Below are 26916 nucleotides of genomic sequence, written 5' to 3'. Positions count from 1 at the left end.
GACATAGCCTGCGTCAGGCTGCCACCGCCCCTCTCTGGAGCTTCGCCGCCTCCGCCCCCACCCGCCCCCGCCAGTTCTCCCCGCCTTCCAGCGACGGCGTCGCCTCGAACACCTCCGCGATCCAGTCGGCGAACACGCGCACCTTCTGCGACAGATGCCGGTTGTGCGGATAGACGATCGAAATCGGCTTCGGCTTCGGATTGCAGTCCGGCAGCACCTCGACCAGCGAGCCGTCGAGCAGGTGCGGCAGCACCATGAACAGCGTCGGCTGGATCATCCCGAACCCTTCGACCCCACACGTCACGTAGGCATCCGAATCGTTGACCGTGACGCTCCCGTTCATCCGCACCTCGAACGGCTTGCCGTCGATCATGAACACCCACGGAATCGCCCGCGCGCCGTGGCTCGCACGAAAATTCACCGCATGATGTTCGGCGAGATCGGCAATCTCGTGCGGCTCGCCGTGACGTGCGAGGTAATCGGGCGATGCGCAGGTCACGCGCTTCAGCATCCCGATCCGCCGCGCGACCATCGACGAATCCTCGAGCGGCCCGACCCGGATCATGCAGTCGATGCCCTCCTCGACCGGATCCACGTAGCGGTCGGAGAGCCCCAGTTCGAGCGTGATGTCCGGGTAACGCTGCCGGAAAATCGACAGCGACGGCAGCACGATGCGCCGCCCGAGCGAACTCGGCATGTGGACGCGCAGCACGCCGCTCGGCTTGCGGTTGCCGGTCTGGAAACTCGCGTCGGCCTCCGCGATCTCCGAGATGATCTTCATGCAATGCTCGTAGTACGCCGCACCTTCCGGCGTCAGCGACAGCCTGCGCGTCGTCCGGTGCATCAGGCGCACGCCGAGCAGCGCCTCGAGGTTCTGGATGATGGTCGTCACCGATGCACGCGGCATCGCGAGCGTGTCGGCCGCACGCGTGAAGCTGTTCGCGTCGACCACGCGGGTAAATACTTCCATTGCCTGGATTCGGTCCATGCTGCTCCCCCTTCGAATCGCCAACGGAACAGAATAGAGCGCGCGACGGGCGCGGCACAAGCCCCCGCCCATTGTTCTCCGATCCTGAATAGTTCCAGCGCTTCGGACTCGAAAGCGATCGATTTCCGTTCAGTTCCGCCCGGCAATCGTTCCAGCCCCGATCGCATCCGCCCGCAGTGCGTTACCGCACGAATCGCTCGCGATACCCCTGCGGCGACACACCCAGCACGCGCACGAAGCAGCGTCGCAGCGTCTCCTCCGAGCCGAAGCCGCAACGCGCGGCGATCCGCTTGACGGGCCATGCCGTTTCGCCGAGCAGGCGTTGCGCGGCCTCGACGCGGATCTGCTCGACCGCGCGCGCGGGCGTGCGGCCGGTTCCCGCGCGGTAGTGGCGCACGAAGCTGCGCTCGCTCATGCGCACGCGCTCGGCCAGCGCCGGCACCGACAGGTCGGCCGTCAGGTGCTCGGCCATCCACGCATGCAGTTCGCCGAACCGGTCGTCGGTGCGCTGCATCGACAGCATCGTGCTGAACTGCGCCTGTCCGCCCGGACGCTTCAGGAACACGACGAGTTCGCGCGCGACGTCGAGTGCGGTCGCCCGCCCGAGATCCTCCTCGACCAGCGCGAGCGCGAGATCGATGCCGGCCGTCACGCCGGCCGAGGTCCACAGTGCGCCTTCGCGGATGAAGATCGGGTCGGATTCGACGCGCACGTTCGGATAGCGCGCGGCGAATTCGTCGCATCGCGCCCAGTGCGTGACCGCACGCCGCCCGTCGAGCAGGCCGGCCTCGGCAAGCAGGAATGCGCCGGTGCAGACCGATGCCACACGCCGCGTGCGGGCCGCCTGCTGCCGCACCCAGCGCACCAGTCGCGCATCCCTGGATGCCGCCTGCACGCCCTTGCCGCCGGCGACGATCAGCGTATCGGAATGGCGCGCAGCCGAGCGCAGCGATTCCGCCATCACGACCAGGCCCGACGACGTCTCGACGGGCCCCGCATCGGCCGCGATGACGCGCGGCGCATACGGCGCCGGCTCGCCGCGCTCCAGCGCAAGCTCGTTGACGGACGCAAACACCTGCAGCGGCCCCGACACGTCGAGCAGCTGTGCACGAGGAAACGCGAGGATCAGGATCGAACGCGGGGCGGCAGGCATGGCGATTGGCTGAAAACGTGGGTGATATGGCAATTTCGCCAAACACTACGCGCCTAGAATCGATCTGTCCATCCCGTGCCGGCAACGGTGCGCCCCCTTCCAACCGGAGTCTTCGCATGACCCTGCATATCGGCTTTCTCGTGTTTCCGGGCGTCCAGCAACTCGATCTCACCGGCCCGCACGACGTGCTCGCGTCGCTGCCCGACGCAACCGTCCATCTGGTCTGGAAGTCGCGCGACACCGTCGCGTCGAGCAGCGGGCTCGCGCTCGCGCCGACCTGCACGTTCGACGACTGCCCGCCGCTCGACGTGATCTGCATACCGGGCGGAATCGGGATCAACGCGTTGCTGCTCGACGCCGACACGATCGCGTTCGTGCAGCAGCGCGCGTCCACCGCGCGCTACGTGACGTCCGTCTGCACGGGCGCGCTGCTGCTGGGCGTAGCCGGCCTGCTGCGCGGGCGGCGCGCGACGACGCACTGGAGGTTCCACGCGCTGCTCGAGCCGCTCGGCGCGGTGCCGGTGCGCGAGCGCGTGGTGCGCGACGGCAACCTGATCACGGGCGGCGGCGTCACGGCCGGCATCGACTTCGCACTGACGATCGCCGCGGAACTGGCCGGCGATGAAGAAGCGCAGGCGATCCAGCTGCAGCTCGAATATGCGCCCGCGCCGCCGTTCGACGCCGGTTCGCCCGACACCGCGCCGGCTGCGGTCGTGAAGCGCGTCACCGAACGGTCGGCGGCCGGCTTCGCGAAGCGCAAGGAGACGATCGAACAGGCGCTGCGCGCGATGTCGCGCTGAATGGGAGCGCCCGAAAATTGACTCGAATACGGGAAGACGGCGCGCATTCGTGCCGGAGAACACATCGATGAACATCATCCGCAGCGCCGCGTTCACCGCGGACCGCGCGTGGGGCGCCCTCGACATCGCGAACCTGAACGGCATCACGGTCCGCCTGCACTGGACCGACCAGCCGTATCGATGGCACGTGAACGACGGCGAGGAAGTGTTCGCGGTGCTCGACGGTCGCGTCGAGATGCGTTATCGCGAAGCAGGCGTCGAGCACGCGACGGTGCTCGAAACGGGCGACGTATTCCACGCGGCGGCCGGCACCGAGCACGTCGCGCATCCGCTCGGCGAAGCACGCATCCTCGTGATCGAAACCGAAGGCAGCGTCTGACGGCCGGTGGCCGTGCGCCGATGCCGCGCGGATCGCAATCGCATCCGCGCGGCGGGCTTCATCCGGTGATCGTCCCCGTGGCCTGCGACGCGATCAGCTTCGGCTGCGGCGTGCACAGGCACTGGCACAGGTCGTGTTCGAGCGCGACGACCTTGCCCATCACGGTCATCGTCCGCTCGCCGCCGTCGGACACGATCACGCCCGGCGACTTGCAGGCGGCGCAGAACACCGACGCGCCGAGATAGGCGAGTTCGCGTCCGTCGAACGACGAATTGGCGATCCCTTCGAGCACGACGCCGCCATGGTCGGTCGTGTCGCCCTTCAGAATGAATTTGCGGCTCATGTTGTCGGTTCTTCCCTCGGAGATGCCGCGCAACGCGGCAGCATGGCCGCGCGCGGGCAATCGGAATCCGCCCGTCGGTCGCGGGCGTTCCGCGAGCATATCACCGCTCGTCGCAGCCGCCTCCGATCGCGGTAGGAATGCCCATTACTGGACACCCCCCGCACAGATCCCGGCGTGCCCAATTCGGGCACCGGGCTCCTACCTTGAGTGTTTGACGGCAAAGCGCCGGTCGGGCCACGGATGAAGGATTCGAGGTTGGGGTAGCCAGGCATCCGCGATCCGCTCGACCCGTGTCCACGTCATGTGATCCTTCTGGCTACGGCGTCGAAGCGCCCGTCGCCAGAGATCCACGACGTGGTAACGGAACGCGCCAAGTGCGCGCGAGTTCGTCGGTACCGCGTGGTACGCGAAGTAGCCGCGCACCACCTGCCCAAGCCATTTCCCTTGCACTGGGATCGGTTCATGCATACGCCGCCGTAGTTCCTCCTTGATCCCCCTGAGCTTCGCCCGCATGCGATCGCCTCGGGTCTTCCGCTGAAGCTGGAAGGCACCACGGCGCGATCTGCCGCAGATAAAGATGAAGCCTAGAAAGGCGAAGGTCTCCGGCCGACCAAGACCGCGGTGTTGGCGATTTGCCGCTGCATAGCGACCAAACTCCAGCAGCCTCGTCTTGTCCGGGTGAAGCGCAAGCGCGAACTCCTCCAGCCTCGAACGCATCGCATCCCAGAAGCGCCGTGCGTCGGCTTCGTGCTCGAAGCCGACCACGACATCATCTGCGTATCGCAGAATGATGACGTTGCCCTTGGCTTCCCGCCGTCGCCAACGATTGGCCCAGAGATCGAAGACGTAGTGTAGGTACACGTTCGCGAACAGTGGCGAGGCCACTGATCCCTGCGGAGTACCTGTCTCACTCACGCTTAGCTCTCCGTCTTCCAGCACGCCCGCCTTGAGCCACTTACGCACAAGACGGATGATGCGCTGGTCGCCGATCCGGTGCTCAATGAAACGGACCAGCCATTCCTGACTGACCGAATCAAAGAAGCTCTTGAGATCGGTGTCCAGAATCCAGTTCACCGGGGTGCCGGTGATCGCTGTCGCCAACGCGTCCAACGCATCGTGCTGACTGCGCCCGGGCCGGAACCCGTACGAGAATCCGAGGAAGTCCCCCTCGTAGATCGCGTTCAGCACTTCGACCACCGCGCGCTGGACGATCTTGTCTTCCAGCGCGGCAATCCCCAGCGGGCGCTGTTTGCCATCCGGCTTCGGTATGTACTGTCGCCGTACGGGTAGTGCCCGGTACGCTCCACTGTGTACTCGCGCGTGCAGGCGCTGGAGGTGGTCTTCCAGTCCTGCCTCGTAGTACCGCCAGGTCAAACCGTCCACCCCAGGGGCCGCATTGCGTTTGAGCGCAAAGAACGACGCCCTGAGGCGATCGATCGTGACGTGGTGCAGCAGCGCGGTGAACCGTTCCTTCTTCCGCTGCCTTGCAGCCTGCCGTACACGGTCCAGCCCCTGTGACACGCTTGCCCGGTTCTGCGCCCGGCACGTGTGCGACTGACCCGTGTTCCTCTTGGTCCCCGCCCTTGGCTCCACCCACTCCGCAGCCGGCTTCCCGGCGTTGTTCGCAGGCTTCCTCGCTACTATGGCGGAGTCTGACTTCTCTCGTCCGTTCATCATCGGCTACGGCTCCTCGCCTTCCCGACGCGGACCAACCCGTGCTGCAGTTGGCCGAACGAGAGACCTCCCGGTTCCCGCGCAAAGAGCGTCCGTACGTGCCAGGTTCTCCGACCACGCCGGGTCGTCGAGGCACTCGCGCTTGCGCACCTCTTCGTGTTGCCTTCCGCGTTCTGAACCGCGTCGGCACCCGGAATAACACAACTATCGCGGCTCAATGGCTGGCCCGCACGTTCCCCTACCGACGCTTCGCCGGTCGCCTCGCGGCGGCCGTCGCACGGCTCGGGGCCAATGTGGTTCGCTACGCCTTCATCGCAGTGGACTTGCACCACCTGCTCCTTGCCGGTCTCCCGGCGCACTCAGAACTTGTGCCGCAGACCCACGCGCGCCTGGACCTGCCGGTCGTTCGCCGATGCGCCGGGCCCGTTGATCGCGGCGACCGCCCGGCGTCCGGTCGAGTCGGTACCCGACGCGCGCTGGTAGACGGCGGTCAGGTACACGTCGGTACGCTTCGACAGGAAGTAGTCGAGCCCCGCCGCGACCTGATGGTACGTCGCGCCGTCGCGGCCGTTCACGCCGCCGCCGCGCGTGTAGTCGTACGCGACGCCGCCGAACAGGTAGGGCGCGAACGCGTAGCGCACGCTGGCCTCGACGTTGTTGAACACCGCATTGCCGGACACACCGCCGGGATTCGGCCCGGACGACAGGTCGCCGAGCCGGCGGAACGACGTGTTCGTATACATCGCGCCGAGCGTGACCGCGCCGATCGCATAGGTGCCGCCCGCCGCCGCGACCTGCAGCGTGCGCGCAGATGCATAGCCTGAATACACCGGCGACAGCGTGTTGTTGCCCGGCACGCCACCCGTGACCGGTGCCGGGCTGCCCGTCGTGCCGAAGAACGACGCGTTCGGGTTGCGCGCGTTCAGGTAGCCGGCCGCGACCACGAGCGGCCCGCGCGTGTAGCCGGCCGTCGTCGACCACACCTGGTTGCGCGTCGCCGCGCCCGCGATGCCGCCCACGCCGATCATCGCCGCGAAGCGGAACCCGCCGTAGTCGTTGCTCGTGAACTTGATCGCGTTGTTGGTCGAGTTCGCGTTGTTCACGTTGTCGAGGTCGCCGGGGTGCGCAACCATGTAGCCGCCGAACAGCGCGGCTGCCTCGAGCGGCCCGAGGAAGTCGACGTTGGTGTCGTACTGGCGCCCGAGCGTGACGGTGCCGAACGGCCCGGACAGTCCGACGAACGCCTTCTTGCCGAAGATCAGCCCACCCTGCCCGAGCTTGCCCGTGCTCGGGTCGAAGCCGTTCTCCAGCGTGAAGATGGCCGTCATCCCGCCGCCGAGATCCTCGACGCCGCGCAGCCCCCAGCGGCTCGCCTGCTGCACGCCGCCCAGCATCCGCCACGCTGGCTTGCCGCTCACCGTGCCGTTCGGGCCGGCCACCGCGAGGTTGCTCGTGTAGGTCAGCCCCTCGTCGACAATGCCGTACAGCGTCACGCTGCTCTGTGCGTGCGCCGCACCCGCGATCAGCGCGACGCCCGCGCCTGCCAACAGCCGTTGTTTCATCGGAAGGTCTCCATTGCGCGGGTCGATTGGCAAAACGCAGGCGTGCGCGTCCCCCGCAGGCGCGCGGCCTGCTCCGGTGCGAACCGGAACCGGTTGGATGTAAGGCGGGAAAGGCGGTCAGCGCATCGTGTCGGCGACGACGGCTGGCGGCGCCCAGCGGCGGCCGGCCGCGACTTCGTATGCGTGGCCGAACTGCAGCACGCCCCAGTCGTCGCGGTAGCGGCCGACAACCTGCATGCCGATCGGCAGGCCGGCTGCACCGAAGCCGCACGGCACCGACAGGATCGGCGCCTCGGTCGACGACAGGTACCAGCACACGCGCATCCAGTCGATGTACGAGGTGCTGGCGGCACCCGGCACGTGCGCGGGCGAGCGCAGGTCGACGTCGAACGGCATCACTTGCGTGGTCGGCAGCACATAGAACGCATAGCGCTGCATGAACGCGCGCATTCGCTCGAACAGGCGCGTCTTGCGCATGAACATGCGGCCGAGATCGGCGGCCGTCAGCGAGCGATGCAGCCGGTATTCGTCGTGAATCTCGGGCTTCAGCACCGCGCGCTGCGCGTCGTCCAGCCCGTCGACCAGCGTGCCGATCATCCACGCACGTTCGATGCGGAACACGTCCTCGGCCTCCGACAGATCGGGATCGTCGAATTCGACTTCGCAGCCGAGCGCGGCGAACACGCGCGCCTGCGCGTCCACCGCACGCGCGATCTCCGGATCGATCGGCACGCCGGGCAGGCCGCGCGACATCGCGATGCGCGTGCCGCGGAAGTCGCGTTCGAGCGGCTGCGCGAAGCGTGCACCCGGTTCAGCGAGTTCGGTCGCGGTCTCGCCGCTCGGCCCGGCGATCGCGGACAGCAGCAGCGCAGTGTCGGCCACGTCGCGCGCCATCGGCCCGTCGACACCGAGTGTCGTCCAGCCATTCAGGTCCGGCGCGCGCGGCACGCGGCCCGGCGACGGCCGCAATCCGACGACGTTGTTCCATGCGGCCGGATTGCGCAGCGAGCCACCCATGTCGCTGCCGCACGCAAGCGGATTCATCCCGCACGCGAGCGAGACGGCCGCACCGCCGCTGCTGCCGCCCGCGGAGCGGGCCAGGTCCCACGGGTTGCGCGTCGCGCCGAACACGTCGTTGAACGTATGCGACCCGGCGCCCAACTCGGGCGTGTTCGACTTGCCGATCATCAGCGCACCAGCGCTCGCGCAACGGCGCACGACGAGCGCGTCGTGCTGCGGCACGTGATCGGCGAACAAACGCGATCCGTACGTGGTACGCACGCCGCGTGTCGCGGTGAGATCCTTCTGCGACACCGGCAGCCCGTGCAGCGGCCCCTGCCATTCACCGCGCATCCAGCGTGCATCGATGTCGCGCGCACGGGCGCGCAGCAGGTCGGGATCGACGACGGTCACGAGCGCGTTCACGCGCGGGTTGACCGTCGCGATCCGCGCGAGATGCGCGTCGAGCAGGTCGCATGCGCCGATCTCCCGCGTCTTCAGCAGGTCGAGCATCGTGCAGGCGGACAAGTCGCACAGTTCGCCGGCCGTGGCGTCGACGGACTGGGACGAAAACGAAAACGAAGCGGTGGCGGTCATACGGTTCCGGACGAAGGCAGAAAGGAAGGACGCGGTATCGGGCGCAGTCGGTCACGCATCGCGATCGCTGCGATCGGACGCGAACGCAAGCGCGACGAGCGACAGCACGCCGCAGACGATCACGTACCACGCGGGCGCGGCCGGATTGCCGGTCGCGCCGATCATCCACGTGACGATGAACTGCGCGAAGCCGCCGAAGATCGACACGCCGCCCGCATACGCGATCGACAGCGCGGTCGCACGCGTGCTCTTCGGAAACAGCTCGGCGAGAATCACGCCGTTCGCGCCGGCATTGATCGAGTGCAGTGCGGCGAGCAGCATCACGACCGCAACCATCGTCGCGATCGACGGCACTGCACGCATCAGCCAGAAGCCCGGCAGGATCAGCACGGTCAGCGCGATGCGCGACCACAGCGCGACACGCTTGCTGCCGGTGCGGTCCGACAGCCGCCCGCCGATCGGCGCGGCGACGAACATCACGGCGCCGGACAGGATCCCGCACCACAGCGCGGTATCCATCGGCAGGTGCAGCACCTTGATCGCATACGTCGACATGTAATACAGCACGATGAAGTGCGCGGCCGTGCCGCCGATCACGAGGCCGAGCGCGGTCAGCACCGCGCCGCCGTCGCGCCGCAGCACGGTGCCGAGTACGGCCGATGAACGCCGCGCGGCCGCGGCCGGCGCGTGCTGCTCGATCCCGTTGAAGCGCGCGCGCAGGTAAAGGCCGACCGGCGCGATCAGCACACCGAGCAGGAACGGCACGCGCCAGCCCCACGATTCGAGCGAGGCCGTGTCGAGGAAATGCGACAGCAGGAAGCCGACGAACGAACCGGCGAGCGCCGCGGCGCCCTGGCTCGCGAACTGCCAGCTCGTGTAGTAGCCGCGCGCGCCGGCCGGCGCGCGCTCGGCGAGCAGCGACGTCGACACGCCCACCTCGCCACCGGCCGAAAAGCCCTGCAGCAGGCGCGCGACGATCACCAGCACGGGCGCCGCCATGCCGATCTGCGCGTAGGTCGGCGTCACGCCGATCATTCCGGTGCCGAGCGCCATCGTGACGAGCGTGAGGTTCATCGCGGGCACGCGGCCGAAGCGGTCGGCAACGAGCCCGATCACGACGCCGCCGACCGGCCGCGCGATGAAGCCGACACCGAAGGTCGCGACCGACATCAGCAATTGCTGCTGCGCGGATACCGCCGGAAAGAACAGTTTGCCGAGCAGCACCGCGAAGAAACTGAACACGGTGAGATCGAAGAATTCGAGACCGTTGCCGATCGTGATCGCGATAATCAACTGACGATTGGACGGGGATGCGGCAACGTTGCCGACATGCCCGCAGACCATGCTGTCCGCTCGGGGCGCCTTCATGAAGGTGTGTCTCCGTACTGGTTGTGCGTGGCGTGTGCGCGGCCCGTTCGACGGCCTGCGCATGCAGTCTAGGCATTCAAAAACCGCAGCCCGGAGCGACATTTTTCGATCGTGATAACGCACGGTTATCGCATGCTTTGAATGCGGCGGCGCGGTGTAGGATGGGCGCGTCGCCACTGCCGCCGCGCCCCGCCACGCCGTGAAACACCACCAGCTCCGGGCGCTCGCCGCCATCGCCGAACACGGCAGCCTGCGCGCGGCCGCACGCGCGATCCACCTGTCGCAGCCCGCGTTGACGAAGGCGATCCGCGAACTCGAACTCGATCTCGGCGTGCCGCTCGTCACGCGCAATGCGCGCGGCGCGCAGCTCACGCGTTTCGGGCAGGCCGTCTATGCGCGCGCGCGGCTGATCCTTGCGGAGATGCAGCACGCGCGCGACGACGTGATCCAGTTGTCGGGAGGCAAGGAAGGCGCGCTCGCCTGCGCGCTGACGCCGCTGATGTCACTCGGCTTCCTGCCGGCCGCGCTCGATGCGTTCCGCCAGCGGATGCCGACGATCCGCCTCGACGTGCGCGAAGGCTTTCTCGACACGGCGCTGCCGTGCCTGCGCGACGGCTCGCTCGACTTCGTGATCGCGATCGTCGACGCGCCGCGGCTGTCGCCCGAATTCGCGTTCCGGCCGCTGCTCGAATCGGAGCTGATCCTGATGACGCGCGCGAGCAATCCGCTGCGTCACTGCACATCGCTGGCGCAGTTGCAGGACGCGCAATGGATCCTCAACACGTCGCCGGAAAGCATCGGCCGGCTGCTGCAGGACATGTTCGTCGCGCACGGCTATCCGGCGCCGCAGCCGATCGTCGAATGCACGTCGTTCAGCGCGGCGTTTTCGCTGTCGGTGCATACCGACACCGTGTCCTGCGTGCCGCGGAGCTTCATGGAGGTCGACTGGATTCGCGAGCGGATGGTCGCGATCGACATCGAGGAGCGGATTCCGGCCGTGTCGGTCGGCGTGCTCACGCGCCGCGATGCGCTGAACACGATTGCATGTGACTACCTGATCCACTGCTTCGTCGAGGCCGTACGCCGGCACGATCGCGCGAAGCTGCTGTGGCGATAGCGACGCGTCCTATTCGATTCGCATTTCATTACGAATATCCATCGCCTTTATAAAAAAGGCCCGTATATTTTCGTACAATTACTAAATACAAATCCATCAGGTAGATTTATATGAAATAAATTCAACCGATAAAATCAGGGCAAAGCCCAGTCACCAACCTTTTATCTTGAAACCAATCCGACACCAAATCAACACTCCATTTCATAACACTTATTCTCAACAACGAGCCGTTCAACTCCATTAAATGGGCAGATAGAATTCAATAAACAATTTCTGTTTCTCAATAAAATAATGGACGAATTCATGCCAATGCGGCTATTCATCAAGGTAGCCGAACTCCGCAGTTTCGCGCGTGCGGCGACGGAACTGAACATCTCCAACTCGTCGGCCACGCGCCTCGTCATGGGCATCGAGGACCGGCTCGGCGCACGTCTGCTGAACCGCACGACGCGCAGCCTGTCGCTGACCGACGCAGGCCATCTCTATCTCGCGCAGATCCGTCACGTGATCGATGAAATCGACCGCGTCGAGGAGACGATCGCGTCGATGCACCACGAGCCGATCGGGTCGCTGAAGATCGCCGCGCCGGTCATGTTCGGCCTGCACGTGCTCGCACCGGCGATCGACGCGTTCAAGACGCTGCATCCGGCCATCGTGCCGGAAGTCACGATCGTCGACCGCAACGTCGACCTCGTGTCGGAGGGCTTCGACGTCGGGCTGCTGCTGTCGCAGCACATCAGCAACAACACGCTGGTGAAGCGCCCGCTCACGCGGCTCAAGCGGATCGTCTGCGCGGCGCCCCGGTATGTCGAAACGCACGGCGCACCGGGCCATCCGCACGATCTCGCGTCGCACGCGTGCCTCGCGTTCCATGCCGATTTTGCGGGCGAATACCTGTCGTTCGATCACGACCCTACGCGCATCACCGTGCGGCCGAACAAGTCCGCATCGTCGAACAACATCGGGCTGATCCGGAACTGGGCGTTGTCGGGCATGGGCATCGCGGTCCTGCCCGACTTCCTCGTCGAAGCGGAACTCGCCGACGGGCAGTTGCTCGCGCTGCTCCCCGACTATCGGCTCGAGGAACTCGAGATGAATGTCGCCTACCCGAGCCGGCGGCACTTTCCACGCAAGGCCCGGCTGTTCGTCGATCACCTGATCGATCATTTCGTCAGATGAAAAAAGGATGCGATCGCGCACCATTTCCTGCATCGATGACGGGCTCCGCCAACGCACCCGCCGACGCCTGCGAAGGCGCGCCAGCCGGGGCTCGGGCGATCGCGCCACGACCCGCGAACCGTGCGGGCACATCTGTTGCGCCGGTGCATCTCCGTAGAGAACCGCCCTTGGCAGCCCGCTGTTGAGGACTACACTAATCCTTAATGGGGTGCGGCCGGAGCCCGCGCCTTCAGGGAGACGCCGCCATGAATCGGCCGCTGAATCGTATCCTGCCGCGCGTGACCGGTCTCGCATCGGTCTGGACGTGGGTCAAGTGGTCTTTGCTGGCCGCGCTGCTGATCGCGGTCGCGATCGTTGCGCGGCTCGTGCAGAGCGAGTTCGAAACGTCCCGGCTGCAGGCGCACTACCTGTCCGAGCTCACCCGCGACGTCGGCTATACGGTCGAGACGGGCCCGAGCGATCACATCCGCTTTCCCGCGAACGGCCCGTACGACCAGCGCCTCGGCTACGCGATGATTCCGGCGTTTCAGGAGCGGCTGCTCGCGCGCGGCTTCGTCGTCGGCAAGCAGGCGCGCGATTCGCAACGGATGCTGTCGCTCGGCGATCGCGGCTTGTTCCTCCCGTTCGAAGAGAAGGACCAGGCGGGCCTGATGCTGTTCGACTCGACCGGCGCGCCGCTGTTCGCGACCGTGTTCCCGCAGCGCGTATACGCCGACTTCGACACGGTGCCGCGCGTGGTCGTCGATTCGCTGCTGTTCATCGAGGATCGCTACCTGCTCGATGCGAACGAGCCGAACCGCAACCCGGCGATCGACTGGGGGCGCTTCAGCCGCGCACTCGCCGACCAGGCGCTGCACGTCGTCAACCGTCACCAGGCGCGCCCGGGCGGCAGCACGCTCGCGACGCAGATCGAGAAGTTCCGTCATTCGCCCGAAGGCCGCACCGCGACGCCGCCCGAGAAGCTGCGGCAGATCGGGTCCGCGTCGGTGCGCGCGTACCTGAACGGCCCGCAGACGATGCTCGCGCGCCGCACCATCGTCGTGCGCTACCTGAACTCGGTGCCGCTCGCCGCGCGGCCGCATATCGGCGAGATCACCGGCATCGGCGACGGTCTCGCCGCGTGGTACGGCCGCGACTTCAACGACGTGAACCGCATCCTGTCCGCGCCGACGACCGGCGACAACGTCGACGAACAGGGCAAGACGTTCCGCGAAGTGCTGTCGCTGATCATCGCGCAGCGTGCGCCGTCGTACTTCCTCAACCGCGGCTATCCGGCGCTGCAGAAGCTGACCGACAGCTACCTGCGGCTGCTGTCGAACGGCGGCGTGATCTCGCCCGCGCTGCGCGATGCCGCGCTCGCCGCGCAGATCGAACGCAGCGCGCCACCGGCCGCCGCGCACGTGCAGTCGTTCGTGTCGCGCAAGGCCGTGACGTCCGCGCGCGCATCGCTACTGTCGGCGCTCGGCATCAGCGACGTGTACCAGCTCGACCAGTTCGACCTGGAGGCGACGAGCACGCTCGACAACGGCGTGCAGCGGGCCGTCGCAGAGCGGCTCGCGAAGGCGTCGACGCGCGACGGCGCGCAGGCCGCCGGCCTGTACGGTTTCGAGATGCTCGCGCCGAAGGACGACCCGTCGCACCTCACGTACAGCTTCACGCTGTACGAACGCCGCAACGGCGCGAACCTGCTGCGCGTGCAGACCGACAGCGTGAACGAGCCGTTCGACGTCAATCGCGGCGGCCGCATCAACCTCGGCTCGACCGCGAAACTGCGTACGCTGATCACCTACCTGCAGATCGTGTCCGACCTGCATGCGCGCTACGCGAACCTGTCGAACGCGGAGCTGGCCCGCGTGAAGCCCGACCCGATCGACGGGCTGTCGCGGTGGGCGCTCGACTATCTGTCGCATACGCGCGACCGCTCGCTGCAGGCGATGCTCGACGCGTCCGTCGAGCGCAAATACTCGGCGAGCCCCGACGTGTTCTACACGGGCGGCGGCGCACAGGTGTTCTCGAACTTCGAGAAATCGGACAACGGCCGCATCCTGACGCTGCACGCCGCGTTCGAGCATTCGGTCAACCTCGTGTTCGTGCGGCTGATGCGCGACATCGTCCACTACGAGACGCTGCAGGCCGCCGGCCCGTCGACGTCGTGGCTCGGCGATCCGGGGCAGCGCCAGCATTACCTGCGGCAGTTCGTCGACGGCGAAAGCCAGGTCTACGTGAAGCGCTACTACACGCGCTATGCAGGCAAGGCGCCCGACGACGCGCTCGCGCTGATGCTGAAGGACGTGCGCAAGTCGCCGCCGAAAATTGCGACGGTGCTGCGCAGCGTCGCGCCGAACGAATCGCTCGCGTGGTTCGACGCGCAGATGCGCGCGCAACTGAAGGGCACGCCGGCCGCGACGCTGTCCGACGACGACCTCGCCAGGCTCTACGCGAAGTACGCGATCGACCGCTTCAACCTCAACGATCGCGGCTATATCGCGAGCGTGCATCCGCTCGCGCTGTGGACGCTCAACTACCTGCGCGCGCACCCGGCGGCGTCGCTTGCCGATGTCCAGCGCGAGAGCCGCGATGCACGTTTCTACACGTACTCGTGGCTGTACAAGACGCGCTACCACGCGACCCAGGACCGCCGCATCCGCCGCATGGTCGAGCTGCGCGCGTACGCGGAAATCACGAAGTCGTGGCGCGCGCTCGGCTACCCGTTCGCGGAAGTCACGCCGTCGTACGCGGCCGCGATCGGCGCATCGGGCGACCAGCCCGACGCACTCGCGAAACTGATCGGCCTGATCGCGAACGGCGGCCAGAAAGCGCCGACCGAGACGATCACGCGGCTCGACTTCGCGAAGGGCACGCCGTATGAAACGCGCTTCGTGCGCGCGGCCGCGCAGCCGCAGCCGATGCTGTCGCCGGAGATCGTCAACGTCGTGCATACGCTGCTACGCGGCGTCGTGCTCAACGGCACCGCGCGGCGCCTCGCGGGCGGCTTCACGCTGCCCGACGGCAAGACGCTCGACGTGTACGGCAAGACGGGGACGGGCGACCAGCGCTTCAACGTCTATGCGCGCGGCGCGCGGCTGATCGAGTCGCGCAAGGTGAACCGCAGCGGCACGTTCGTGTTCGTGCTCGGCGACCGGTTCTTCGGGGTCCTGACCGCAACGGCGCACGAACCGTATGCGGCGCGCTACGACTTCACGAGCGCGATGGCCGTGCAGTTGCTGAAGTCGATGGCGCCGGCGCTCGCCCCGCTGATCGAACGCCCGGCCGGCACCGGCACGCACACCGCGGGCCCCGCCCCGCAGGCGGAAACACCCGCGCCGGGTGCCGCTGCCGCGCAACCGTCCTGACGGCCGCGCGGACGTTCATGCGCCGACGCGCCGCTCAGTGCGAGCGGCCGTCGTAGTGCGTGACCGGCAGCGCGTCGATATCGACACCTTCGAGACAGCGCACGTTGATCGCGGCCATCGCGGTGCCGTTCGGGTGGACGCCCTCGCCGAACGTGTGAATCCCGCAGCGCTTGCAGAAGCGGTGCTTGATCACGTGCTTGTTGAACGTGTAGGTGGCGAGATGTTCGTCGGGCGTGAGGAGTGTCATGTGGTCGCGCGGCACGAACCACATCAGCGCGCCCTTGCGCTGGCAGATCGAGCAATTGCACGCCATCACGCCCTGCAGGTCGCCTTCCGCCTCGAACTTCACGTCTCCGCAGTGACAGCTTCCGCGATAAAGCATGGTCGTCTCCCGGTGCGGCCCGTGCGCATCGACGGTGCCCCGGCGGGACACTGTTGGCCGGGCCGATCCAAGCAGGTACAGTAGCGCGCACATGCGCCGCACGCAATGTCCGGCGCCGCCCGTCCCGACCCTGCCCGAACCCGAGGAAAACCGTCATGCTCGAACTGCGCCCCGGCTGCGAATGCTGCGACAAGGACCTGCCGCCCGATTCGGCGGATGCACGCATCTGTACGTTCGAGTGCACGTTCTGCGCGACCTGCGCCGACGACGTGCTGAAGGGCCGCTGCCCGAACTGCGGCGGCGACCTGGTCGTGCGCCCGCGGCGGTCGGCGAGCCTGCTCGCGAAATACCCGGCGTCGACCGAGCGCATCCACAAGCCGGGTGGCTGCGCGAACGCCTGACGGCGCCGCCCCGCCCGCGCCCGTCACGACATCTCGATCCGCGCGCGCGTCACCGCGAGCAGCGCCGCCATCGCGCGGCGCGCACCGTCCTCGTCGCGCACGCGGATCGCGTCGCTGACGGCCGTGTGCTCGGCGAGCGACGCGTTGTACACGTCTGCGCGGCGCGCATTCAGATGCAGTTGCGCCTCGAGCGTGCGATCGATCAGCGCGCCGAGCGGCACCAGCAGCTCGTTGCCGCCGGCCTCGAGCACGCTCAGGTGAAAGCGCAGGTCGGCGCGCACCCATTCGTCGACGTTGCGCGCGGCGGCCATCGCGCGCGCCGCAGCGTCGATCGCGTCGAACGTGTCCGGCGTATGCATGCGCGCGGCGAGCGCGGCCGCGTACGGCTCGACCATCTCGCGCATCTCCTGCAGCTTCAGCGCGAACGCGAGCGGCGGCGCGACACGCGCGTACCAGTCGAGCAGGTCGGCGTCGAGCAGGTTCCACACGCCGCGCGGCCGCACGCGCGTGCCGATCTTCGGCCGCGATTCGACGAGCCCCTTCGACGTGAGCGTACGCAGCGCCTCGCGCATCACCGTGCGGCTCACGCCGTACAGCGCCATCAGGTCGGGCTCCCTCGGCAGCAGCGACTCGGGCGGGTAGTCGCCGCGCAGGATCGCCGTGGCAAGCCGGAAGGCCGTCTGTCCATGCAGGTCGCGTCGAATGATCGTTCTCCGTTATGCCGGTCCCCGGGCGTGCCGGCTGCCCACTATCTGCACAATAGTGCTATTAATACTATTTTTTATCGGTCTGCGCTAGGATAACCGCGAAATCATGCGACCGTGCGCCGCGCCCGACTGCCCGCGCCGGTCAACCCCGGAGACCCGCATCGTGAAAATCACCCGCCTCGAAACCTTCGTCGTCCCGCCGCGCTGGCTGTTCCTCAAGATCGAAACCGACGAAGGCATCGTCGGCTGGGGCGAACCGATCGTCGAAGGCCGCGCGCACACGGTCGAGGCCGCCGTGCAGGAACTGGCCGACTACCTCGTCGGCCGCGACCCGCTGCTGATCGAGGATCACTGGCAGGTGATGTACCGCGCGGGCTTCTACCGCGGCGGCCCGATCATGATGAGCGCGATCGCGGGCGTCGATCAGGCGCTGTGGGACATCAAGGGCAAGCATCACGGCGTGCCCGTGCATGCGCTGCTCGGCGGCCAGGTGCGCGATCGCATCAAGGTGTATTCGTGGATCGGCGGCGACCGGCCGAGCGACGTCGCGAACAATGCGCGCGCGGTGGTCGAGCGCGGCTTCAAGGCCGTGAAGATGAACGGCTCCGAGGAACTGCAGATCGTCGACACCTACGACAAGGTCGAGCAGGTGATCGCGAACGTCGCGGCGGTGCGCGACGCGGTCGGCCCGCACGTCGGGATCGGCGTCGACTTCCACGGCCGCGTGCACAAGCCGATGGCGAAGGTGCTCGCGAAGGAGCTCGACCCGTACAAGCTGATGTTCATCGAGGAGCCGGTGCTGTCGGAAAACGCCGAGGCGCTGCGCGACATCGTCAACCAGACCAACACGCCGATCGCGCTCGGCGAGCGGCTCTACTCGCGCTGGGATTTCAAGCACATCCTCGCGGGCGGCTACGTCGACATCATCCAGCCCGACGCGTCGCACGCGGGCGGCATCACCGAGTGCCGCAAGATCGCGACGCTCGCGGAGAGCTACGACGTCGCGCTCGCGCTGCACTGCCCGCTCGGCCCGATCGCGCTCGCCGCGTGCCTGCAGCTCGACGCGGTCAGCTACAACGCGTTCATCCAGGAGCAGAGCCTCGGCATCCACTACAACCAGGGCAACGACCTGCTCGACTACCTGCGCAACCCCGAGGTGTTCCGCTACGAGGACGGCTTCGTCGCGATCCCGCAGGGCCCGGGGCTCGGCATCGACGTGAACGAGGAGAAGGTGCGCGAGATGGCGAAGACGGGCCACCGCTGGCGCAACCCGGTGTGGCGCCACGCGGACGGCAGCGTCGCCGAGTGGTGAGCGCGAGGGACAACGCGCGCGGCTGCGGCCCGCGCGGTAAGTCGCGATAGGTTTCGATTCGAGAACGGCTGCCCGACGGGCAGCCGTTTTTGCATGCGCGGTGCGACACCCGGCGCGTGCCGGGCGCGCGTTCGGCAGCCTTGCGCCGCGCCGCGCGAATCCTGCCGTCAGCCGAGCGCCGCGAACCCCGGCACACTGAACGACAGCACCGCGGCCGCGACGAACACGCCGATCGTCGTCAGCGCTTCGAGATGCAGGATGTTGCGGAACGTGTGCGCATCCTCGGTCGACGCGGTGCGGCGCAGGCGCGGCAGCGCCGCGAATCGGTTCAGGCCGCCGAGCACGAGCGCAAGCGCGACGAGCAGCAGCTTCAGCAGCAACACGCGCCCCCACGTGCTGCCGTCGAGCGGCGCGAGCGAACCGCCGAGCCCGCGGATCGCGTTGAGTGCGCCGGTGCCGAGCACGAAGACGACCGCGATGATCGACGTACGCGACAGATGCTGGCCGATGCGGATCAGCGCCCCGCGCGCGACCGACGAACCGAGCGCCGGCAGCACCGCGAGCCCGCCCGCGAGCACGAGGCCGCCCCACACGGCGGTTGCGAGCAGGTGCAGCGTCTGCACGCCGACCGCCGCGGACAGCGCGCCCGTATCGGCCGCATGGCCGAGCGACGCCTTGCCGGCCGCGACCACGATCACCGCGAGCCACAGCACCGCGTGTGCGACCGGGCCGTCCGGCTTCGCCAGCGCGACGATCGCGAGCACCACGGCGCCGGCGAACGCGACGCTCCACGCGAAGCCCGTATGCGTCTGCATCAGCATGACGGGAATCGCGGCGAACGCGCCGCCGAGCCCCGCCCCGCTCATCGTCGCGGCCTCGTAGACGAGCCAGCCGAGATCCGCGAGCACCAGCGCCAGCGCCGCCGCGACCAGCGAATGTTGCGCGCGCAGCCACGCGGGATGCGACGGCGCGACGACCGGACGCGCACCGTCCTTGCCGAGCCAGGCCTTGAGCAGCGCCGAGCCGACCGCGATCGCGAACGCGGCGTCCATCAGCGCCGCGAGCGCGACCTGACCGATCCACAAGCTGTCGAACTTCATCGCGCACGCCCTCCCGAATGCGGCAGGCCGACGGTGCGGCAACAGCGGGACAGACAGCGTGAGGAAGGCAACGGCACGGTAGAAAACGTCATCGATGAATCCGGAAACGGGAGAAATGACTGGACCTGCGGCGGAGGCGGCGCCGCGCGACCCGCGAGTGTACGGTCTTCGATGGTGAAAACGCACGCCGGTTCACACGGGTGCGTCGCAATGCGCGTCAAATTGTCGCAAGTCGCAAACGGACAGGAACCGCTGTCCTTTTGCCAAATAGCCGCCATTACCCATCGATGATAGAATGCCGCGTCGCAGCAGCCCGGCTGCCTTGCCGTCATGCGCCGAGCCGATCGTAGCCCGGACAGGTCCCCGTCGAATAAACATGGAGTCTCGTGTGTCTTCAAGACGCCTCTTCCGTCCGCTGCTCGCCGTTCTGATGTTCGGCAGCGCGGGCCTTATGAGCGCTGCCCAAGCGCAGACCAAGCCCACGGAGCAAGCGCACGCCCAGCAGGCGCCGCTCAAGGCACCCGATACCATGGCCGAGCGCGTGCGCGGCTGTACGGCCTGCCATGGCGTCCATGGCCAGGGCACGGACAACGACTACTTCCCGCGTCTTGCCGGCAAGCCGGCCGAGTACCTGTACAACCAGCTCGTCAACTTCCGTGACGGCCGGCGCAAGTACCCGCCGATGAACTACCTGCTGACGTACCTGAACGACGACTACCTGCGCGAGATGGCCGAGCACTTCTCGGCCGAACGCCCGCCGTACCCGGCGCCGGCGAAGCCGACGCTGCCGGCCGCGACGCTCGCGCGCGGCAAGCAGCTCGTCACGCAAGGCGACCCGTCCCGCAAGCTGCCGGCGTGCGTGGCCTGCCACGGCGCGACGCTGACCGGCATGCAGCCGGCGATCCCGGGCCTGGTCGGCCTGCACGCCGACTACCTGAGCGCGCAGATCGGTGCATGGCGTTCGGGCAACCGTCACGCGAAGGCGCCCGATTGCATGCATGACGTCGCTTCGAAGCTTTCCGACGAAGACGTGACGGCCGTGACCGCATGGCTCGCCGCGCAACCGGCGCCCGCCAACCCCGTGCCGGCTCCGGCGCGTTCGATGAAGACTCCGCTCGCCTGCGGCAGCGAACCGCAATAAGGCAAGGGAGACAGACACAATGAAACGCAAGTCCCTGTTTGCACTCTCGGCTGCCGCGATCGTCGCGGCTGCCGCCCTCGTGCCGGTCCTGTGGCCGGGTAACGACACGCTGCACGGCGCCTCCGCCGTCGCGGCCACGCCGGCCGACCAGGCCGCGCTGATCAAGAAGGGCGAATACCTCGCGCGCGTCGGCGACTGTATCGCGTGCCACACCGTGCGCGGCGGCAAGTCGTTCGCGGGCGGCCTGCCGATGGCGACGCCGTTCGGCACGATGTACACGCCGAACATCACGCCGGACGACAAGGACGGCATCGGCAAGTGGACGTCGGACGACTTCTACCGCGCGATGCATACCGGCCGTTCGAAGGACGGCAGCCTGCTCTACCCGGGCTTCCCGTTCGCGAGCTACACGAAGGTCACGCGCTCGGATTCGGATGCGATCTACGCGTACCTGCGCTCGGTCGCGCCGGTGTCGGTGCCGAGCCGTCCGCACGAACTGAAGTTCCCGTTCAACAACCGCAACCTGCTGATCGGCTGGCGCACGCTGTTCTTCAAGGAAGGCGAGTACAAGCCGGATCCGACCAAGTCGGTCGAATGGAACCGCGGCGCGTACCTCGTCGAAGGCCTCGGCCACTGCTCGATGTGCCACACGTCGATCAACATGATGGGCGGCCCAGTGACCTCGTCGGCGTTCGCAGGCGGCCTGATCCCGCTGCAGAACTGGTATGCGCCGTCGCTGACGAACGACAAGGAACTCGGCCTCGGCGACTGGCACGTGCAGGAGCTGTCCGACCTGCTGCAGGCCGGCGTGTCGCAGAAGGGCGCAGTGTTCGGCCCGATGGCGGACGTGGTCCACAACAGCCTGCAGTACATGACCGACGAAGATACGCGCGCGATGTCGACGTACCTGAAGTCGATCCCGCAGAAGGCTGAAGCGCCGAAGAACATGCAGTACGAGCCGTCGAAGCAGTTCGGCAACACGCTGTTCGACCAGGGCAAGAAGATCTACGCGGACAACTGCGCGACCTGCCACGCCGAAAGCGGCGCGGGCAAGCCGCCGGCCTATCCGCCGCTCGCGGGCAACCACTCGATCATGATGGAATCGGCGGTCAACCCGATCCGCATGGTGCTGAACGGTGGCTATCCGCCGAGCACGTTCAAGAATCCGCGTCCGTACGGGATGCCGCCGTTCGCACAGTCGTTGTCGAACCAGGAAGTCGCGGCGGTCGTCACGTATATTCGGATGTCTTGGGGTAACAACGGTACGCCGATCTCGCCGCAACAGGTGAGCGACCTGCGTTCCGCGCCGCTCGACTAAGAAGCGGCTCACACAAACGGGGCGCGGCTGCGGGAAACCGCGGCCGCGCCCTTTTGCTTTTTGGCTGTTTAGCGATGCAGGTTTGCCGCGCGGGCCGCGCGATGCATCGCCGATCATAAAACTCAAGAGTGGTATCTATGTCTTTCGAATCTCTCGGCCTGGCCGAACCGCTGGTCAAGGCGGTCAACGAGCTCGGCTACACGTCGCCGACTCCGATCCAGCAGCAGGCGATCCCGGCCGTCCTCGGCGGCGGCGACCTGCTCGCCGGCGCGCAAACGGGCACCGGCAAGACCGCCGGCTTCACGCTGCCGATCCTGCAACGCCTGCACACGTTCTACGCTGACAATCGCGGTGCGAAGCGCGCGGTGCGCGCGCTGATCCTCACGCCGACGCGCGAACTCGCCGCGCAGGTCGAGGAAAGCGTCCGTGCATACAGCAAATATCTGAAGCTGCGCTCGACCGTGATGTTCGGCGGCGTCAGCATCAATCCGCAGATCGATGCGCTCAAGCGCGGCGTCGACATCGTCGTCGCGACGCCGGGCCGCCTGCTCGACCACATGCAGCAGAAGACCATCGACCTGTCGGATCTCGACATCCTCGTGCTCGACGAAGCCGACCGGATGCTCGACATGGGCTTCATCCACGACATCAAGCGCGTGCTCGCGAAGCTGCCGCCGGACCGCCAGAACCTGCTGTTCTCGGCCACCTTCTCCGACGAGATCAAGTCGCTCGCCGACAGCCTGCTCGATTCGCCCGCGCTGATCGAGGTCGCTCGCCGCAACACGACCGCCGAAAGCGTCGCGCAGAAGATCCACCCGGTCGACCGCGATCGCAAGCGCGAGCTGCTCACGCACCTGATCCGCGAACACAACTGGTTCCAGGTGCTCGTGTTCACGCGCACGAAGCACGGCGCGAACCGGCTCGCCGAGCAGTTGACGAAGGACGGCATCAGCGCGATGGCGATCCACGGCAACAAGAGCCAGTCGGCCCGCACGCGCGCGCTGGCCGAGTTCAAGAACAGCACGCTGCAGGTGCTCGTCGCGACCGATATCGCCGCGCGCGGGATCGACATCGACCAGTTGCCGCACGTCGTCAACTTCGACCTGCCGAACGTACCCGAGGATTACGTGCACCGGATCGGCCGCACGGGCCGCGCGGGTGCGACCGGCGAAGCGGTGTCGCTCGTGTGCGTCGATGAAAAGCAACTGCTGCGCGACATCGAGCGGCTGATCAAGCGCGAGATTCCGCAGGAAGTGATCGCGGGCTTCGAACCCGATCCGAACGTGAAGCCGGAGCCGATCCAGCAGCGCCGCGGCCAGCAGCAGCCGCGCGGCAGTGGTGGCGGCGGCGGCAATCGCCAGCCGCGCGCGGGCGGCTCAGGCCAGCCGGCCGCGAAACGCGACGGCAACGCGCAACCGAAGGCATCGCAGCAAAAGGCCGCGAAGCCGCGCACGCAAGGGCAAGGCGGCGCCGGCGGCAACAGCGGGCGTCCTTCGGGCGGCAGCAACAGCGCACGCCCGGCGAACGGCAATGCCGCGCACGCGAACCGCAACCGTTCGTCGCGCAGCGGCCAGCGCGGTCACTGAAGCCGCGCGGCTGCGCGCCGCAGGTGCTCGACCTGGCGTTGCCAGCGCACGAGCACCGCGGTGCGCTCCCCTTCCAGCGTGAACGTGACGCCTGTCGCGAGACGCGCATAGCCGACCCGCTGCGCATCGCCGTGCGCGATCGTCGCAGCGAATCCGGCCAGTCCGCCGAAGTCTCCTTCGAGCGGCGCCATCCTCAATTGCGCCTGAAAGAACGCGCCGTCCGCGACGAGCGTCAACGCGGCCGTATGCCGTTGCGCGATCGCGCGCGCCGCACGCGATCGCGGCCAGAGCGCCAGCAGCAGCGTGCGTGCATCGTGTGCATAGATCTCGCCGACGCCGAGCAGCGTCGTGCGCAACTGGCCGTCGTCGGTCGCGACGATCAGCGATGCGGCGAAGTCGGCATGACGCTCGAGCGCGGTGCCGTCGAACAGCGCGACGACGGCCGGCGGCCACGCATCGAACGTCCATTGTTCGAGCGCGTGGCGATGGGTATCGGTCATGATGGCGTGGCCCCGGTGGAAAGCGGATGAAGAAGCCGCAGCATACGCGCGACGGGCCGCGCCGCGGCGATCAGCGCAGGAACACGTGCCGCGTGATCTTCGTGAGCGGATAGTGGACGCCCGGCTGGATCTTCGCGGGCAGGTCGAGCGGCTTGAGCAGCATCTTCACGCACATGTCGGCCGACAGGTTGCGCCGCACGAGCGTGCTGATGCGCGCGGCGCGCTCGCGGTTGTACTGGCTGTCGCCGACACGATCCGGGTAGCGGACCGCGAACACGTGGCGCAGCGCGATCTCGGAATCCTCGTTCTTGATTTCCATCACGCGGCGCGCCAGTGCGCCGAGCACCGCGAGCCGGCCGTTGCCTTCGACCTGGTTGTACTTCTTGAAGAACTTGAAGAAGTGCTTGTAGTGACGCACTTCGTCCGTGCGGATGTTGTCGGTGATTTCCTTCAGCACCGGCTCGTCCGAGCATTCGTTGATCGCGCGATAGAGCGTGGCCGTGCCCGTCTCGACGACGCAGCGCGCGACCATCTCGAGCGCGCGAGTCTTCTCGAACGCCTCGACCTTGCAGGTCTGCGAATACTCGGCGAAGAAGTTCGCGAACGCGGTATCCCAGTCGAACTCCGGCCACACGTGCGCGATGTACGCCTTCAGCGCGCGCCCGTGCTGCAATTCTTCGTGCTCCCATGCATTGTTGAGCCATGCGGAGACTTCCGGATCGTCGTTGAAGAACTGGCTCAGATTGCTCGTGTAGAGATCCGAGCCGCTTTCGATGAACGACGACGCGCACAGCAGCAACAACAGATCCTCGTTCGCGGCGGCACGCTGACGATCGATCCGGTTCAGGTCGATGTCTTCGATTCGCCACGGCATCACATGCGTCGTTTCGGTGTCCATGGTGGTGCACTCCCAGTCGCTGCGCGGGGGCCGGCCCATGCCTCCGGCACAGGCGCCAGCCGATCCGCAGGCGGCGTTTTACTTGCGTTTATAGTGGATTGGTCCGGCCGAACCATGCTGGCATCTTAGCCGGACTTTGATGTTCGTGCTCCAGAGCACTGACCATAGCCGACAAGCGCAGTTCCGCGGCGTTTGTTGCCGTTCGTTAGACGAGTCCTTCGAACCGCTTGCAGCCGCTCGACGGAACGGGCCGCACCAAACGAAACGGGCGGCCGTTCGGCCGCCCGCAAAAGGACAAGAACTGCAAGCGAACGCTGGAAGCGATCCGTCAGAAACCGGCCGCCAGACCGTCGCGCCGGCTGTCGCTCGCGGCCACGTAGCCGCGCTCGCGATCGTCGCGGTCGAGGCGCCAGATGAACTGCCCCGAACCGAAATCCATGTAAGGATCATCGATCGACTTGATCGTATGGCCGCGTGCGGCCAGCGCATCGACGGTCGCGCGATTCATCGTCGCTTCGACGTCGAGCGTGAAGTCGCGGTTGACCTTCCAGCGCGGCGCATCGCAGGCAGCCTGCGGCTGCTGCCCGTAGCCGAGCATCCGCACGACAGTCTGCAGATGGCCCTGCGGCTGCATGTCGCCGCCCATCACGCCGAAGCTCATCACGGCCTCGGTGCGGCCGTCGACCTCCTCGGTGACGAACGCCGGGATGATCGTGTGGAACGGCCGCTTGCCGCCCGCGACGACGTTCGGCGAAGCCGGGTCCATCGAGAAGCCGTGCCCGCGGTTCTGCAGCGCGATGCCGGTGCCGGGCACGACGAGCCCCGAGCCGAAGCCCATGTAGTTCGACTGGATGAAGCTCACCATCATGCCGCGTTCGTCGGCTGCCGACAGGTAGATCGTGCCGCCCGAATGCGGCCGGCCGGCACCGAAGTGCGTCGCGCGCGCGGGATCGATCAGCTTCGCGCGTTCGGCGAGATACGCGTCGTCGAGCATCTGTTCCGGCGTGACTTCCATCGCGCGCGGATCGGCGACGTAGCGATAAACATCGGCGAACGCGAGCTTCATCGCCTCGATCTGCAGATGCTGCGAGTCGACCGAATCGACCGGCCATTCGGTCACGCCCGCGTGCTCGGCGATCCCGAGCGCGATCAGCGCGGCGATGCCCTGCCCGTTCGGTGGAATCTCGTGGATCGTGTGGCGGCCGAAGCGCTTGCCGATCGGCTCGACCCATTCCGGCCGGTACGCACCTAGGTCGGCTGCGGTCAGCGCGCCACCGCCTTCGCGGGAGAATGCGGCGATGCGCTCGGCGAGCGCGCCCTCGTAGAACGCGCGGGCGCCCTCCTTCGCGAGCGTGCGCAGCGTCAGCGCATGACCGGGCAGGCACACGCGCTCGCCGACGAGCGGCGCACGGCCGCGCGGCATGAAGGTGTCCGCGAAGCCCGGCAGCCCCTGCAGTTCGGGCACGGCGGCCGCCCACTTGTGCGCGACGACCGGCGGCACCGCATAGCCGCGCTCCGCGATCTCGATCGCCGGTTCGAGCAGCTCCGCGAACGGCAGCGAACCGAACTTCGCATGCAGCGCTTCCCAGCCCGCGATCACGCCCGGCACGGTGACGGTGTCCCAGCCGCGCGTCGGCTTGTTCGCGAGGCCGTTCACGGCCTCGCCGTGGCGCTTGCGGAAATAGTCGACGTTCCATGCGGCCGGTGCGACGCCCGACGCGTTCAGCCCGGACAGCCGCTCGCCGTCCCAGACAAGCGCGAACGCGTCGCCGCCGAGCCCGCACGACACGGGCTCGACGACCGTGATCGCTGCCGCAGCGGCCAGCGCCGCGTCGACCGCGTTGCCGCCCTTCCACAGCATCCGCAGCCCGGCCTGCGCGGCGAGCGGGTGCGACGTCGACACGACGTTGCGCGCGAATACCGGAATGCGGGTCGTCGGATACGGGTTGTGCCAGTTGAAGCCAGTCATCGGTTCCACCTCGTCGAAAGCTGAATGAACGCGCCGGACGCGCACCCGCGTGTGCGGGCAATCCACCATTCCAGCGCGATCAGCGCAATC

At 67.4% G+C, this 26916-nt stretch carries 23 protein-coding genes; 10 read left to right on the top strand and 13 right to left on the bottom strand.

Annotated elements, in window-relative coordinates; all coding sequences use genetic code 11:
- Positions 1-13 precede the first annotated feature (13 nt).
- Both G3N64_RS06790 and G3N64_RS06785 read right to left on the bottom strand, forming a co-directional pair.
- A complete protein-coding gene (locus G3N64_RS06790; RefSeq protein WP_205782988.1) occupies positions 14-988 on the bottom strand; it encodes a LysR family transcriptional regulator in 975 nt (324 codons plus the stop codon).
- A gap of 181 nt (positions 989-1169) precedes the next feature.
- Entirely contained in the window at positions 1170-2141 is a 972-nt protein-coding gene (locus tag G3N64_RS06785; RefSeq protein WP_205782987.1) for a GlxA family transcriptional regulator, read from the bottom strand.
- A gap of 116 nt (positions 2142-2257) precedes the next feature.
- Between G3N64_RS06785 and G3N64_RS06780 the strand changes: the two genes are divergently transcribed.
- Together G3N64_RS06780 and G3N64_RS06775 are read left to right on the top strand one after the other, a co-directional pair.
- Positions 2258-2941, top strand: a complete 684-nt coding sequence (locus G3N64_RS06780) for a DJ-1/PfpI family protein (RefSeq protein WP_205782986.1) — start codon at positions 2258-2260, stop codon at positions 2939-2941.
- A 67-nt stretch (positions 2942-3008) separates the two neighbouring features.
- A complete protein-coding gene (locus tag G3N64_RS06775) occupies positions 3009-3320 on the top strand; it encodes a cupin domain-containing protein (protein WP_205782985.1) in 312 nt (103 codons plus the stop codon).
- Between the two features lie 58 nt (positions 3321-3378).
- On the opposite strand, the gene G3N64_RS06770 is transcribed toward G3N64_RS06775, so the two are convergent.
- From G3N64_RS06770 to G3N64_RS06750, 5 genes are all read right to left on the bottom strand, one after another.
- Entirely contained in the window at positions 3379-3663 is a 285-nt protein-coding gene (locus G3N64_RS06770) for a PAAR domain-containing protein (RefSeq protein ID WP_059495397.1), read from the bottom strand.
- Positions 3664-3861: 198 nt separating this feature from the next.
- Positions 3862-5340 carry a group II intron reverse transcriptase/maturase gene (ltrA, locus tag G3N64_RS06765; RefSeq protein ID WP_205782984.1) on the bottom strand — a complete coding sequence of 493 codons (1479 nt, stop codon included), beginning with the start codon at positions 5338-5340 and terminating at the stop codon, positions 3862-3864.
- Between the two features lie 356 nt (positions 5341-5696).
- Positions 5697-6899, bottom strand: coding sequence for a porin (locus tag G3N64_RS06760; protein WP_205782983.1), 1203 nt, complete (start codon positions 6897-6899; stop codon positions 5697-5699).
- Between the two features lie 117 nt (positions 6900-7016).
- On the bottom strand, positions 7017-8495 hold the full coding sequence (locus G3N64_RS06755; RefSeq protein ID WP_205782982.1) for an amidase: 1479 nt from the start codon (positions 8493-8495) through the stop codon (positions 7017-7019).
- A gap of 51 nt (positions 8496-8546) precedes the next feature.
- On the bottom strand, positions 8547-9863 hold the full coding sequence (locus tag G3N64_RS06750; protein ID WP_205782981.1) for an MFS transporter: 1317 nt from the start codon (positions 9861-9863) through the stop codon (positions 8547-8549).
- A 199-nt stretch (positions 9864-10062) separates the two neighbouring features.
- Here G3N64_RS06750 and G3N64_RS06745 point away from each other — a divergent pair, with 199 nt between their 5' ends.
- The 3 genes from G3N64_RS06745 to G3N64_RS06735 all read left to right on the top strand — a co-directional run bounded on the left by G3N64_RS06745 (position 10063) and on the right by G3N64_RS06735 (position 15512).
- The gene (locus G3N64_RS06745; RefSeq protein WP_205782979.1) at positions 10063-10980 is read left to right on the top strand and encodes a LysR substrate-binding domain-containing protein; all 918 of its coding nucleotides are present in this window, start codon (positions 10063-10065) and stop codon (positions 10978-10980) included.
- A 291-nt stretch (positions 10981-11271) separates the two neighbouring features.
- Positions 11272-12159, top strand: a complete 888-nt coding sequence (locus G3N64_RS06740) for a LysR family transcriptional regulator (protein ID WP_205782978.1) — start codon at positions 11272-11274, stop codon at positions 12157-12159.
- A 245-nt stretch (positions 12160-12404) separates the two neighbouring features.
- The gene (locus G3N64_RS06735) at positions 12405-15512 is read left to right on the top strand and encodes a transglycosylase domain-containing protein (RefSeq protein ID WP_205782977.1); all 3108 of its coding nucleotides are present in this window, start codon (positions 12405-12407) and stop codon (positions 15510-15512) included.
- A 34-nt stretch (positions 15513-15546) separates the two neighbouring features.
- Here the strand turns inward: G3N64_RS06735 and G3N64_RS06730 are convergent, their stop codons facing one another.
- The gene (locus tag G3N64_RS06730) at positions 15547-15894 is read right to left on the bottom strand and encodes a GFA family protein (protein ID WP_205782974.1); all 348 of its coding nucleotides are present in this window, start codon (positions 15892-15894) and stop codon (positions 15547-15549) included.
- A 155-nt stretch (positions 15895-16049) separates the two neighbouring features.
- Between G3N64_RS06730 and G3N64_RS06725 the strand changes: the two genes are divergently transcribed.
- Entirely contained in the window at positions 16050-16295 is a 246-nt protein-coding gene (locus G3N64_RS06725) for a DUF1272 domain-containing protein (protein ID WP_085042327.1), read from the top strand.
- Positions 16296-16318: 23 nt separating this feature from the next.
- On the opposite strand, the gene G3N64_RS06720 is transcribed toward G3N64_RS06725, so the two are convergent.
- Positions 16319-17002: an FCD domain-containing protein gene (locus G3N64_RS06720; RefSeq protein WP_205783040.1), complete on the bottom strand. Its 684-nt coding sequence runs from the start codon at positions 17000-17002 to the stop codon at positions 16319-16321.
- 163 nt (positions 17003-17165) lie between these two features.
- Here G3N64_RS06720 and dgoD point away from each other — a divergent pair, with 163 nt between their 5' ends.
- The gene (gene dgoD, locus G3N64_RS06715; RefSeq protein WP_072443519.1) at positions 17166-18314 is read left to right on the top strand and encodes a galactonate dehydratase; all 1149 of its coding nucleotides are present in this window, start codon (positions 17166-17168) and stop codon (positions 18312-18314) included.
- Between the two features lie 167 nt (positions 18315-18481).
- Here dgoD and G3N64_RS06710 read toward each other — a convergent pair whose 3' ends face one another.
- Complete coding sequence (locus tag G3N64_RS06710; protein WP_205782973.1) at positions 18482-19414, bottom strand: CopD family protein; 933 nt, start codon at positions 19412-19414, stop codon at positions 18482-18484.
- Between the two features lie 376 nt (positions 19415-19790).
- On the opposite strand from G3N64_RS06710, the gene G3N64_RS06705 reads away from it, so the two are divergent.
- From G3N64_RS06705 to G3N64_RS06695, 3 genes are all read left to right on the top strand, one after another.
- On the top strand, positions 19791-20555 hold the full coding sequence (locus G3N64_RS06705; RefSeq protein ID WP_041492946.1) for a c-type cytochrome: 765 nt from the start codon (positions 19791-19793) through the stop codon (positions 20553-20555).
- Between the two features lie 19 nt (positions 20556-20574).
- The gene (locus G3N64_RS06700; RefSeq protein WP_205782972.1) at positions 20575-21873 is read left to right on the top strand and encodes a cytochrome c; all 1299 of its coding nucleotides are present in this window, start codon (positions 20575-20577) and stop codon (positions 21871-21873) included.
- A 137-nt stretch (positions 21874-22010) separates the two neighbouring features.
- The gene (locus tag G3N64_RS06695) at positions 22011-23459 is read left to right on the top strand and encodes a DEAD/DEAH box helicase (protein WP_205782971.1); all 1449 of its coding nucleotides are present in this window, start codon (positions 22011-22013) and stop codon (positions 23457-23459) included.
- Here the strand turns inward: G3N64_RS06695 and G3N64_RS06690 are convergent.
- From G3N64_RS06690 to G3N64_RS06680, 3 genes are all read right to left on the bottom strand, one after another.
- The gene (locus tag G3N64_RS06690; RefSeq protein ID WP_205782962.1) at positions 23453-23959 is read right to left on the bottom strand and encodes a hypothetical protein; all 507 of its coding nucleotides are present in this window, start codon (positions 23957-23959) and stop codon (positions 23453-23455) included. The two genes, G3N64_RS06695 and G3N64_RS06690, sit on opposite strands and share 7 nt — an antisense overlap.
- Positions 23960-24029: 70 nt before the next feature.
- Entirely contained in the window at positions 24030-24857 is an 828-nt protein-coding gene (locus G3N64_RS06685) for a ferritin-like domain-containing protein (protein WP_205782960.1), read from the bottom strand.
- Positions 24858-25185: 328 nt separating this feature from the next.
- Positions 25186-26826, bottom strand: coding sequence for a gamma-glutamyltransferase family protein (locus G3N64_RS06680; protein ID WP_205782958.1), 1641 nt, complete (start codon positions 26824-26826; stop codon positions 25186-25188).
- Between the last annotated feature and the right edge of the window lie 90 nt (positions 26827-26916).

Source organism: Burkholderia sp. Ac-20344 (assembly GCF_017104975.1).
In the GTDB taxonomy this organism is placed as follows: Bacteria; Pseudomonadota; Gammaproteobacteria; order Burkholderiales; family Burkholderiaceae; genus Burkholderia.
Note: the sequence above shows the minus strand (reverse complement) of the source record. Positions and strands in the feature narration are given on the sequence as shown.